We start from the raw sequence: 12,417 nt of genomic DNA on the forward strand, positions 1-12,417 counted from the left end.
TTTTCCGGATAAAAATCGGACATATGCAACAAACCATCACCCTCCGCGTTCCACCGGAGGAGGCAGAGAACGCTTCTATTATCCATCAATACATTTCCAGCGCAATAAATATAGCATTGGGAGCAGTAAAGGGTTATACTGTGCTAAAGAGCTCTATTGATGCCAGGGGAAAGAAGCCGCTGATCCAATTATCATTACTGGCTTATATTAACGAACCACCTCAAAAAAGAGCGGTTCCTGAAATCATTTATAAGGATGTACACAGGGCTCCCCGAAGCGTAATCATTATTGGTGCAGGCCCTGCTGGGCTTTTTGCGGCCCTGCAATTATTGCAGCAGGGCATCAAACCCATCATTCTTGAACGGGGTAAAGCGGTCCGGGAACGCCGGCGCGACCTGGCGGCCATTAACAAGCTGGGCATTATGAACCCGGAAAGCAATTATTGCTTTGGTGAAGGCGGCGCGGGAACTTACAGCGATGGTAAGTTATATACGCGCAGTAATAAGCGGGGCAATGTTAACAGCATCCTCAATACTTTTGTGCGCTTTGGAGCTGATGAAAAGATTCTGTACCAGGCGCACCCGCATATTGGTACCAACAAATTGCCCCAGATCATTACCGCCATGCGAGAGCAGATTGTGGCAAGCGGTGGCGAAGTGCATTTTAATAAAAAGGTAACGGATCTTATTATTGAAAACGACCGCATCAAAGCAATAAAAACAGCGGATGGTGACGCATTCACGGCCGGAGCGGTCATTCTTGCTACCGGCCATTCGGCACGTGATATTTTTCATTTATTGCACCATAAAAAAATACGGATCGAGGCCAAGCCTTTTGCATTGGGAGTGCGGGCAGAACATCCGCAGGCGTTGATCGATCAATCGCAATACAAATGCCCCGCCCGCGGGCAATGGCTGCCCCCAGCTTCTTACAGCCTGGTGGAGCAGGTAAATACTCATGGTGTATTTTCCTTTTGCATGTGCCCCGGTGGCATTATTGCACCTGCCGCAACCGATGAAAATGAAATTGTGGTAAACGGATGGTCTCCCTCCAAACGCAATAACCCGCATGCCAATTCCGGCATCGTGGTGCAGGTAACCGAAAAAGATGTACGGGCAATACCGGCATTAAAAAAAGATTACGGCAGCAAAATGAACAGTCCGTTGTTCATGCTGCATTTTCAGCAATGGGTAGAGCAGGCAGCCTTTAAAGCCGGTGGCGGAAAACTGGTAGCCCCCGCACAGCGCATGGTTGATTTTTGTACCAGCAGGATCTCTGAAACCCTGCCGGGCTGTTCTTACCTGCCGGGCATCCATAGCGCTCCTTTATGGGAAGTGCTGCCCCCGTTTGTAACAAAAGCCCTGCAAAAAGCCTTCCCGCTTTTTGGACAAAAAATAAAAGGGTATTATTCCAACGATGCGGTAATTGTTGCAACGGAGTCCCGTACTTCATCGCCGGTGCGCATTCCCAGAGACAGCAACAGCCTGCTGCACCCCCAGATAAAAAATTTGTACCCCTGCGGGGAAGGCGCGGGCTATGCAGGCGGTATTGTAAGCGCTGCCATGGACGGGGAGCGGGTTGCTGCAGCGGTCTGTGCGGCGTTTAAGGGTTAATTGTTTATTTTCCGGGAATGGCCAAGGATGTCCGAAAAGTAATGCCACCCCGGGCTTTTTATAGGGGCCTAATCAATGAGTCGATGACAAACACGCTTGCGATCACCCTGCCCCGAATGTTTGGGGTATTTCAGGGTCCAGGTCAGCGATAAATAGATGCCGAAACAATTCCGAACTATCGGAACGGCATGACAAAAAGAAAGATTAATTTTCAAAACAATAACACAGCTGTCATTGGCACCCCAATAACGGAGCGATTAAGTTCTTTAAAATGACAGGTTCTTGCAAGCGTTACCCCGAGTGGAGCGCAGCGATTCCGAAGGTTCGGAACAAGGGGTCTCTGACTCTGTAGAGATCCCCGGCTTTTCCCGCTATCGCGGGATGACAATTTTTTCAATCGTCATCCCAATAAACTTAAATACAACGCTTTTATTATTGTCTCACCATGACATAGAAAAACACCGTCATCCTCCCCATGGCAATCGGGATCGAAACTGAGCACTGGCGTCTCAATACTGAATACTCCCTAATCCCTCGTCCTGAAATTATTGCTGATCAGCAATCCTTTTTCAATCAGCTTTCCTTTCCGATAGGTTTTTTGTTCTTTCCTGAAATCCTTACGCTGATATGGAGCATCCAACAGACTGTTCAGGTCTGGCTTGCCCGCATCTACCCAGGCGGTATACCAGAAATCAGCAAGATCATTGGCAGAGCGGATCACCTGCTCGTTTACAGAGCCTTTCAGCGCTTTATTATAAGCTACTGCAAACTCCTTTGAATAAAACCGGCGGTTCTTTCCCCAGCGGTATTCCCAACGGTATTTCTTTGCGGTATCCGGAAAATTTTTTGATACTTCCTTTTCCATTGCAAACAGTTCTGGCACTAACGCGTGCGTTTGTTTCAGTATGCTCCAGATAGCTTCCCGGGGTGATTGCAGGTATTTCGCCTTATAGCGGCTTTTAATACTAAAATCCGTTAATGCCACCTCCGGCACGGTTGTTTCCCAAAGGTCATGAACACCGTGCTGCCCGGTAAGCTGTCCGTCATAGTTGAGCGAAGTGTGCAGCGGCACATGCGCATCGCCAATATAATGACCCAGGTCTGTTGCATAAAAAATAATACTGTCCTTGTCTTTCCTGCGCATGGCATCCGTTAGCTTTTTTTGTGTTTCCACAACCACAAAAGGAAGCGTACCATATTTTTTTAATGTATCCGCAGTATACTTTGTCACGGCATCCTCCCATTGATGAGGAATACTGTCTGCTGCATCATTGCCATAATATTCAAAATCCAGGAAATGCTTATTCCCTTCTGTGGGGTCAATATTGCGGCGCTGATCCGGCCGCGGAGCATTATATACCAGGCTATCCATATTCGTATAGAAAAAAGCCTGCATTTTCTTTGGCAGGGCATAAACGGCAAGCTGGTTTACGGTACGGTGAATTAAAAACCCCCAGCTGCTCATTCCAACCAGCAGCGCACCTAAAATGATAAACAATAAATTCTTTTTCTTCATAGCATCTGAATAATGCGGCAAAGGTGCGGTAATTTTTTCAAAGCAGGATGCCGCTTACCCATTATTCATCCCCCACATTAATAAATTAAAGCCGGTAATAACGTGTTTGTTATATTTACATAATAAATAGTTAATATGGATTTACTGCAGGTTGCACATCTTAAAAAATATTTTGCCACGCAGAAAGCGGTTGATGACATCAGCCTGACGATTGAGCAGGGCCAGATATTTGGGTTGCTGGGCCCAAACGGAGCCGGAAAAACCACCCTGATCCGTATGATTACCGGTATCTTTTACCCGGATTCCGGAACCATTACGCTGGACGGAAAAGCTTTTGATCCTGTAAATGACATCAGCAAGATCGGCTATATGCCTGAAGAGCGCGGGTTGTACAAAAAAATGAAAATAGGAGAACAGGCTTTATACCTTGCCCGTTTAAAAGGCTTAAGCAAACAGGAGGCCATTGAAAGCCTGAAAACCTGGTTTGCCAGATTTGAGATGGACTCCTGGTGGAATAAAAAGGTGGAGGACCTCTCAAAAGGAATGCAGCAGAAACTACAGTTTGTTACCACCGTTTTACACCGGCCCCGGCTGATTATACTGGATGAGCCTTTCAGCGGCCTGGACCCGGTAAACAGCAACCTGATCAAAGATGAGATCTTTAACCTTGCAAAAAACGGCGCTACCATTATTTTCAGCACACACCGAATGGAGCAGGTTGAAGAAATCTGCGATCATATTGTGCTGGTAAATAAGGGGCAGAAAATACTGGATGGAACCGTTCAGGGCGTAAAGCAGGAGTTTAAAGAGCACCTGTATAAAATTACGTTTGCAGCCCCGGTGGCAGCTCTTGAACCAAACGGGCTGTTTTCTGTAAAGCAGGCCAGCGCAAATACACTGATCATTCAGAAAAATGCGGAAGTAAGCAACAACCAGATATTGTCATTTCTTTTAAGCAACGGTTTGCAAATAGATTCTTTTAATGAAATACTGCCAACGCTGAATGATATTTTCATACGTAAAGTAGAAGGTACCCCGCTGGCACGCAGATTTCAATCCATTAATGACTAAGCCCAACCGATAATTATGAATAAGGTCTTATTAATTATACAACGCGAATATTTAAGCAGGGTCCGCAAAAAAAGCTTTATTATTACAACACTGCTTTTTCCCCTGCTTTACCTGGGTTTCATTTTTGGCACTTCCTATATCAGTACCAAAACCGGCACAAAGTTAAAAATTGCCATAGTAGACTCCTCCGGAAGCTTTACGCAGCAGCGTATTGATAAAGTAAATAAGGACTATCCCAACAGTACCTTAACACTGGTAAAAGAAAACCCGGCGGATCTTGGCAAAACATTTGAATCCAAAGGCTATGATGGTTATGTGGTCATACCGGCCAACACCCTGGTTACAAAAGCGCCGGACAATCTCGTGGTAAAGTCAAAAAAAACGCTGGGCACTGTTTCAGACGTTCAGGTAAAGCTAAACGCAGTATGGAATGAAATAAAATATGAGCAGCTGGGCATTGACACCAGCAAACAGCACTTGCTCAATGAAAGCACGCTGAACATAAAAACGGAAAATATGGAAGACCAGACCACAGATGGTGCAGTGGCATACGGCATAGGCTTTGTGGCAGGTTTTTTAATCTATTTTATGTTGCTGATCTACGGGTCGCAGGTTATGATGGGGGTAATGGAAGAAAAGACCGGCCGCATTGCAGAGATTATGGTTTCATCAGTAAAACCGTTCCAGCTGATGATCGGGAAAATTATTGGTATTGCCTGTGTATCCATTACCCAGTTTATTTTATGGATCGTTTTTGTGCTCTTTATTTACAATCTTACCAAAGCCGGCGTTTCGGGAATGGACAATAATTCATTCTCACAGGCTATTGGCTCCATACAGGGCATGTTTGCCAGTGTTAACCTACCGTTGATCCTTTCCCTGTTCATTTTCTATTTTTTAGGGGGGTTCTTCTTTTATGCTTCTATTTATGCAGCTGTAGGCTGTGCGGTAAACGAGGATATGCGGGAAGCACAATCCCTGGGTTTTCCTATAACCATCATTATTATGTTTGCCTTTTTTATCATGATGGCTGCGGCCAAAGACCCCGGCAGCCCCTTAGCGGTCTGGGGAAGCATTATACCTTTTACAGCTCCGCTGGTTATGATGGGCAGGGTTTCCTATGGTATTCCGGGCACTGTACCTTACTGGCAGTTGGCGCTGAGCATGGTCTTGCTTATTGTTTCTTTTTTACTGGTAACCTGGTTTGCCGGCAAGATCTACCGCACAGGTATTTTAATGTATGGTAAAAAACCCACCTGGAAAGAAATGTTTAAATGGGCCTTACGGAAATGATCCCTTTGATGGTAAGCAAAGAAAATGCGGTTAAAACCATTGCTGCAGGTACATCAGGTAGCTTTGAAGATTCCTGTTTTTTGATAGTTAAACATATTCTTATACCATTTACATTAAAAGAACACTGTCAGCCTGCTTGACGAAGGGTGATTAGGCTTCGTCAAGCTCCTGACATACCTTCACTTGGTGCAATTTAAATCTAAATGGTATTATTTTCTAAATTTGTAAATAGCTACAAAACATTTTACTTTATGAAAAGTGTTCTATTAATCACCTGCACTATTTTGTTTACGATGGGCAGCCTCAATGCGCAGGACAAAAACGCTGACTGGGCCAATTTCGGCAGGTTTGATTCAGCCAACCAGGCCGTAAAGCAATTACCGGCAGGCGACCGGCAGGTGGTGTTCATGGGCAATTCCATTACGGAGGGATGGTACCGCCAGGATAAAGATTTTTTTACCGGTAACAAATACATTAACCGGGGCATCAGCGGCCAGACCACTTCACAAATGCTGATCCGCTTCCGCAGGGATGTTATAGAGCTGGGCCCCAAAGTGGTGGTTATCCTTGCCGGTACCAACGATATTGCAGGCAATACCGGGTTTATATCCCTGGAAAATATATTGGGCAACCTTATTTCTATGTGCGAGCTGGCCAAAGCCCACCACATCAGCCCTGTCCTCTGCTCTGTACTTCCGGCATTTGATTATCCCTGGAGCCCGGGGAAACAGCCCAATATAAAGATCCCGCAATTAAATGGCCTTATAAAGGAGTATGCTTTAAAGAACCATATTGCCTATGTAGATTATTTTTCTGCAATGACGGATGGCAATAACGGGCTGCCCAAACGGCTTTCCGGCGATGGGGTGCACCCCAATGCGGACGGCAATAAAATAATGGAGCAAACATTGAAACCGGTAATAGATCAGATCCTGAAGAAATAGATTGCTGCCACGGGTTTGTTTATCCCGGTTGTTTTTGCCGTTGCCCGCCGTTTTATGGATGCTTACCGATAGGGATTTCCTTTTGTGGACTGCTATTTAGTAGCTTTGTTTTAATGAAATTAAAAGGGTTCATAACAAAATACGGCGAGGCGCTGACCTGGACAGGTGCATTGATCGTTTTGTTTTTTATGAATGCTGATGACAGCGGCTTTTCCCTGTGCCCCCTGAAGGCACTGGGCATTACCTGGTGCCCCGGCTGCGGCATCGGGCATTCGATCCACTATACATTGCACTTGAATTTCCGGGCCGCCTGGCACGCGCATATTTTAGGAATACCGGCCACCGCCGTGCTCATTTACCAGGTCATAAAAACATTACCTTTTACTAATAAAAACAATAACTATGGACCAGCAAACGATCTTAAATATAATACCGGACATTGAGTATGATGAATTGGTGCTTGTTTTAAACATTACCAGAGATATGAATGAGCAGCAGCAGCAACAGTTCCTGTTCAGCTACCGGCATAAGCGCAAAAGCCGTAATGAAATGTTACTATTGACGCTTTTAGGCTTTGTAGGCGTGGCAGGCGTTCAGCGCTTTGTAATGGGGGATATTGCCCTGGGCATTATCTATTTCCTTACTGGCGGCCTTTGCCTTGTAGGCACCATTATTGATCTTATTAAGATCAACTCCCTTACCATGAGCTATAACCAGCGGCAGGCTTACGAAACCGCTTCGCTGATCTCCGCTGCCTACCAGAACCCGCAGCGTTTTTAACTATTGCCATTCAAATGCGGCGCCTATAAAATAATTTCTTTTGGGTGCCGCGTTGTAATAACGCCCGGCAGCCGCATTAATATCATTTCCCAGGCTGTACGTTTCATTCAGCAAATTATCTGCTCCCGCATATACATTCAGGGCCGTTTTACCCAGCTTTTTCCGGTATCCCAGCTTTGCCAGCAATAAGTGATACGCATTTTGCTTTGCAGTATTGGCATCATTCATAAACTGGGCGGCCGCCCCGTAATAATCCGCATCCGCATACAGGCCGGGTTTCAGCGCCAGTGTTAACCGGCAGTTTAGGGCGCTTTGCGGCACGCCGGGCAACCGGTGCTCAGAATAGTCGGCCTCATCGCTTATAAAAGAGCCGTAATGAAAATTATTATAGGTATATCCGGCTGACAGATTTACATAGTCCATAATCGCACTGCCTGTCAGCCAACAAAAATAGGCACCAAACAATTCAACCCCTTTTTGCCGGGTAGCGCCGGCATTGGTAAAATAGTCTGCACCGGAGCTATCCCTGCGCTGCACCAGGGCGTTGTTTATATTAAAATAAAAACCGGTTGCCTCAAACTGAAGGCTTGAATGATTGAACGGAAAAGTTTTCCTTGCCGTCAGCTCATAATTCCAGCCGCGTTCGGCTTTCAGGTCCTTATTAATAATAGTGGTAGACGGAAGGATCTCTGCCACTGTGGGCGGCGAAAACCCGCGGGATACTGTAGCCAGCAGCTCAACAGCTTTGAATCGTTTTAAAACAGTGAACCTTGGGGCCACTTCATTGTGATACCGGAATAGCTGTTCTGTAACGGGGTAATCATTTACCCTTGTAAACACCAGCCGGCTGCCGTTAACGCTTGCCCCGGCAGTAAACACCCAATTATTTTTTATAGAAAAGATCCCCTGGGTAAACAGGCTGTAAGTGCTGATGTTTACATCATCATCCGTGCGTAACGTATCCGGCCGGCCGGCTTTATTATCCGCAACCCTTATAGTGGAGTAACCCTGCTGCCCTTCTGTGCCGGTGCTCCATTGCAGTGCGCTGTTATTCCAGCTCTTGTTATAGGTAAACACCGTCCTGCCTCCAAAATGTGGCTCACTGCGCTTTTCAAAATTCCTTATTGCGCTGTTCTGCACCTGGACATAGGTTGCGTACAGCGTGGTAGCATTGCTCCAGTTATCATTGAACCGCTGTTTGTGGGTAACCCCTGCTGTTATATTCTTTTGCCAGATGGCAGCATTCACATCCACGGCAGAAGGAAAGCCTCCGGCCCGGGGGCGGGCCTCCCGGGGATCGTCTTCAAACTCTTTCAGCGTTAAGGCACCCGGAGTCTGGTAGTACAGATCTGAAAAAAGCAGCGCTATGGTCAGCTCCTGGCGCTTCCATTTCACATTTGTGCTCCAGCTAACGTTATTGCGCCGCATGGCCGTTTGCTCCCTGTAGCCATCAGATTCGTTGTGCGCATAGGTCATCGTGCTGGCAAAACCATCTTTCTTCCAGGTGCCGTCTGCAAGGATCGTATGGGTGTTATAACTGCCACCGGCATACTCAACATGGATACCTGCTTTTGCATCTGAAGGAGGATCAATAAGCACCAATCCCCCCGTACCCGCGCCATACATGCTGGAGGCCGGACCTTTAAAAACGGTAATGCTGCTAAAATTATTATAGGCCAGCTGGTTGAAATAGGTATTACCACCCGGGTCCGTAAGGGGTATGCCTCCCCAGTAAACTTTTACATTACGCACACCAAAGGGGGAGCGAAGAGAGCTGCCCCTGATATTGATACGGTAACTGCCGGGCGACCGTTCTTCCATGCGCACACCGGGAAGGGTATTGAATGCATTTACAAGAGAATTTTTATTGCCTAAAGGCGCATCGTCCAGTTTACGGACAATGGCCGTAGCAAGATGCTCACCCTGGCCAAAGGCCTGAACCGTTACCTCCTCAATGGTCTTAACAGAATCAACATCCTGACCGGCTACGGATATAGTATAAACAATCAGCAAAAAAAGCAACAGGTATCTCACACCTTAAAAATGCAACTTTTTCGCTCAAACAAAAAATAATACCTGTCCGGCTTTAAAAAATCCCCGTCACCTTGAGCAAACTATTGGTGGCCCAAATCAATGAGGCGATGACATGTAATAACTTTGAAGAAGCAGGCTACAGCAGTGTAGCAGTAATAAACTTAGTGTCTTAGTACCTGACCCTGAGCATTGCTTCAAAGAATGGTCCATCAATGTTTGGTAATACTGTATCAGGCAGTATTCCCGTTTGGCAGCTTGCCTTTTTGAGAACCTCTTTGGGCTGTAGCCTGCTTTTTATTAACTCTTAAAAAGTTGTTATGTCAAAGGTAATTGAGTTTGAGCAACAAAATCCAGATGCAGCAGCCATAGATATCGGCTCCAAAAAGATTTTCGTTTCCACTGACGGGGTTACGGTAAAAAGCTATGATACATTTACGACTGGCTATCGGCAATGCATTGAAGCGCTCCTGCAACAGAAAATAAAACGGGTTTGTATGGAAGCAACGGGTATTTACTGGATAGCCTTACACCAGATGCTGGAGGAAGCAGGCATGGAAGTCTGCCTTGTAAATCCTAAAGAAGTAAAACAGGTAAAGGGTAGAAAAACCGATGTAAAAGATGCGTGCTGGATGCAAAAAATGTTTAGTGCAGGCCTGGTACGGCAAAGCTATATACCCTCAGGAAAGTTAAAGGAGTTGCGCATGATGATCCGGGAGCGGGAAGATCTTATTAGTATGGGAAGTACCTATGTAAATAAGATGCAAAAAGCATTGGAGTTAATGAATATAAAACTCACAGAAGTGATTTGTCAGATAAATGGGACAAGCGGGATCCGGATGATCGAAGCCATCTTAAACGGAGAACGCAATAAAGAAAAGCTGCTGTCTCTGTGTCACGTAAGCATCCGTGAAAAGAAAGCACAGCAGGTAATCAATGCGCTGGAAGGCCATTATAATGAAAGCTGGTTGTTTCTATTAGAACAAAGCTTAAATCTTTGGAAGGTTCATCAGCAACAACTGTTGCTTATTGATAAACATATCGAAGGCTTGTTGTGTAATCTTGAGCATGGCAAACAGTTCATTACAAGTGAACACAAAGCCAAGCCAATACGGCATCACAAGCCCATGATAACCGGCCTGCATCAGAAATTACTAAATATTTATGGTGCAGATGCCAATTGTATTCCTGGTATCACCGATTATACACTGCTGAAATTGTTGGGAGAAGTGGGAGCAGACATGAGCCGATTCCCAACGGCAAAACATTTTGTAAGTTGGTGTGGCCTTTGTCCGGGCCATAACCAAAGTGGTTTAAAAAGCAGAAAATCGAAAATGAACAATCATTCTAATGCCGGTCAGACCTTCCGGGAAATAGCCCAGGCATTACTCAATAGTAAGTATGTGGCAATAGGAGCTTTTATCAGAAAACTTAAGAGCAGAAAGAATGCACGAATAGCGATCAAAGCAGGTGCCAGAAAAATAGCGGAAGCCTTTTATAACCTGCTAACAAAGGGAACGCAATACGTGGAACAGGGTATTGCAAAATATGAACAGCAATTAAAACAGCGTGAACAAAACTATTTACAAAAACTGGCTTTAAAACACGGATTAAAGATCATTGAAATACAATGAATTAAATAATATGTCATTGGCAGTTTTTTATTTGCAGTGCAAAAACAATGTCGTCACCTTGAGCGAATGCCGCTATCGCGGAAGTAGCCGAAAGGTCTCCTGAATTGAGGAGATGTCTCCCTGCGGGAACACTGATCGGCGGCCCGCCGGGAGACCGGTTTGGCAGGAAATACATCATCTGGCTGTCCATCCTGGGCGCAGCGCCCTTTACATTACTGCTGCCTTATGCCAACCTGTTGTGGACAGGGGTGCTTTCTGTGCTCATCGGCGTTATCATTTCCTCCGCGTTCTCTGCCATACTGGTATATGCAACGGAGCTGGTGCCGGGCAAAGTAAGTGGAAATTGATATTACGCCGCGCTGCGGCTTTGTGATCATTTTTCGATGGATCTATAAATATACCGGTGCGCTGCACCTTTTACTATGCGTTATGTAAAAACCCAGCTGCTCGGAAGCCAGATATCCGTAGCAGCAAACAGCCACAGCCGTAAAAAGGCGCGTAGCGCCCCAATATTAAAACTATCGTTGAGCAGGTGCTGCCAATGACCGGAAGGAATGCTGCTGCCAAAACTGAAAACCGGATACCTGTTGTTAGCAGAACCGCAGGCCACGGTTGGTGTCTGTCTGCCCGGTAGCAGGTCCGCACAAATCACTTATAATTGTGGATGTTTTAACAAAAATGATAGCTGCTTACTTTTACCAGGCGCTACCTAAAAGCCCGGCTGCAGAGCAGCCAGATATCCGTAGCAGCAAACAGCCACAGCCGCAAAAAGGCGCGTAGCGCCGCAATATTAAAACTATCGTTGAGCAGGTGCTGCCAATGACCGGAAGGAATGCTGCTGCCAAAACTGAAAACCGGATGCCCGTTATTACCAAAGCGGTTGCGGTGAAATAGCTCCTCCGCTGCTTTTGGGCAAAACTTCAGCCGGATCCGGTTATCAGCATGACGTGCGGGCAGTACCTGTGTATTTGCTTTATTCATCCAGCTTTTTCTCATAAGCCCGGCGGGCGCTGCCGCGGAAGTACACTTCCCCGCAATAGGTATACCTCAGCTTTTCAAAAACCCGCAACATGCCGGTATTATCAAAATTGGTATCTGCTTTAATGCTGAAAATGCCTTGTTGCCGGCACAGGTCTTCCACCGCCGTCATCACCCGGGTGCCTAATCCTTTTATTGCCTTTTCCCGGCTTACCGCCAGCCGGTGTATGACCGCATAAGGCCGCTCCGTAAGCCATTTACCTTCCAGGGCTTCATAAGCGGGCTCCCCGTCAAAAATGAGGGCGATGCAGGCCACTATATTCCCTGTTTCATCTGCACAAACAAAGCTATACCCCTTTTCAATATCCCTGGCAATTACGGTGGGGTTGGGGTACCCATCCTGCCATTGATCACTACCCTCCTGTTTTCTTTTTTCAATGGCCTGCTGCAATAGCTGCCACACATGGTTTGCATCCGCGGTTGTTGCCTTGCGCAGGGTCAGCTCTTTATCTGGTACTGTTGTCATAAATGTTGTCTGTTACAACTGCAATGCTCGT

The 12,417-nt window shown here is 46.1% G+C and carries 12 protein-coding genes; 8 read left to right on the plus strand and 4 right to left on the minus strand.

All coding sequences use genetic code 11. The annotated features are described in order from the left end of the window. The first annotated feature begins 23 nt into the window (after positions 1 to 23). Positions 24 to 1,613 carry an NAD(P)/FAD-dependent oxidoreductase gene (locus A8C56_RS17110; protein ID WP_067758709.1) on the plus strand — a complete coding sequence of 530 codons (1,590 nt, stop codon included), beginning with the start codon at positions 24 to 26 and terminating at the stop codon, positions 1,611 to 1,613. Positions 1,614 to 2,139: 526 nt separating this feature from the next. On the opposite strand, the gene A8C56_RS17115 is transcribed toward A8C56_RS17110, so the two are convergent. Continuing rightward, entirely contained in the window at positions 2,140 to 3,129 is a 990-nt protein-coding gene (locus tag A8C56_RS17115; protein ID WP_067758712.1) for a zinc dependent phospholipase C family protein, read from the minus strand. A gap of 135 nt (positions 3,130 to 3,264) precedes the next feature. Between A8C56_RS17115 and A8C56_RS17120 the strand changes: the two genes are divergently transcribed. The 5 genes from A8C56_RS17120 to A8C56_RS17140 all read left to right on the plus strand — a co-directional run bounded on the left by A8C56_RS17120 (position 3,265) and on the right by A8C56_RS17140 (position 7,217). After that, complete coding sequence (locus A8C56_RS17120) at positions 3,265 to 4,200, plus strand: ABC transporter ATP-binding protein (protein WP_067758714.1); 936 nt, start codon at positions 3,265 to 3,267, stop codon at positions 4,198 to 4,200. Between the two features lie 15 nt (positions 4,201 to 4,215). After that, the gene (locus A8C56_RS17125) at positions 4,216 to 5,493 is read left to right on the plus strand and encodes an ABC transporter permease (protein WP_067758717.1); all 1,278 of its coding nucleotides are present in this window, start codon (positions 4,216 to 4,218) and stop codon (positions 5,491 to 5,493) included. A gap of 251 nt (positions 5,494 to 5,744) precedes the next feature. Then, the gene (locus A8C56_RS17130; protein WP_067762200.1) at positions 5,745 to 6,437 is read left to right on the plus strand and encodes an SGNH/GDSL hydrolase family protein; all 693 of its coding nucleotides are present in this window, start codon (positions 5,745 to 5,747) and stop codon (positions 6,435 to 6,437) included. 113 nt (positions 6,438 to 6,550) lie between these two features. Then, positions 6,551 to 6,880, plus strand: coding sequence for a DUF2752 domain-containing protein (locus tag A8C56_RS17135; RefSeq protein ID WP_067758720.1), 330 nt, complete (start codon positions 6,551 to 6,553; stop codon positions 6,878 to 6,880). Then, positions 6,840 to 7,217, plus strand: a complete 378-nt coding sequence (locus A8C56_RS17140) for a TM2 domain-containing protein (RefSeq protein WP_067758722.1) — start codon at positions 6,840 to 6,842, stop codon at positions 7,215 to 7,217. The genes A8C56_RS17135 and A8C56_RS17140 overlap by 41 nt, the downstream gene beginning before the upstream one ends. On the opposite strand, the gene A8C56_RS17145 is transcribed toward A8C56_RS17140, so the two are convergent. Next, positions 7,218 to 9,251 (minus strand): TonB-dependent receptor, encoded by a 2,034-nt coding sequence (locus A8C56_RS17145; RefSeq protein WP_067758724.1) that lies wholly within the window; start codon positions 9,249 to 9,251, stop codon positions 7,218 to 7,220. 317 nt (positions 9,252 to 9,568) lie between these two features. Here A8C56_RS17145 and A8C56_RS17150 point away from each other — a divergent pair, with 317 nt between their 5' ends. After that, positions 9,569 to 10,882: an IS110 family RNA-guided transposase gene (locus A8C56_RS17150; protein WP_067754200.1), complete on the plus strand. Its 1,314-nt coding sequence runs from the start codon at positions 9,569 to 9,571 to the stop codon at positions 10,880 to 10,882. 104 nt (positions 10,883 to 10,986) lie between these two features. After that, entirely contained in the window at positions 10,987 to 11,229 is a 243-nt protein-coding gene (locus A8C56_RS17155; protein WP_067758727.1) for a hypothetical protein, read from the plus strand. A gap of 358 nt (positions 11,230 to 11,587) precedes the next feature. Here A8C56_RS17155 and A8C56_RS17165 read toward each other — a convergent pair whose 3' ends face one another. Both A8C56_RS17165 and A8C56_RS17170 read right to left on the minus strand, forming a co-directional pair. Continuing rightward, on the minus strand, positions 11,588 to 11,863 hold the full coding sequence (locus A8C56_RS17165; RefSeq protein WP_067758733.1) for a hypothetical protein: 276 nt from the start codon (positions 11,861 to 11,863) through the stop codon (positions 11,588 to 11,590). Next, positions 11,856 to 12,386 carry a GNAT family N-acetyltransferase gene (locus A8C56_RS17170; RefSeq protein WP_067758736.1) on the minus strand — a complete coding sequence of 177 codons (531 nt, stop codon included), beginning with the start codon at positions 12,384 to 12,386 and terminating at the stop codon, positions 11,856 to 11,858. The genes A8C56_RS17165 and A8C56_RS17170 overlap by 8 nt, the downstream gene beginning before the upstream one ends. Positions 12,387 to 12,417 lie beyond the last annotated feature (31 nt).

The organism is Niabella ginsenosidivorans, from assembly GCF_001654455.1.
GTDB lineage: Bacteria > Bacteroidota > Bacteroidia > Chitinophagales > Chitinophagaceae > Niabella > Niabella ginsenosidivorans.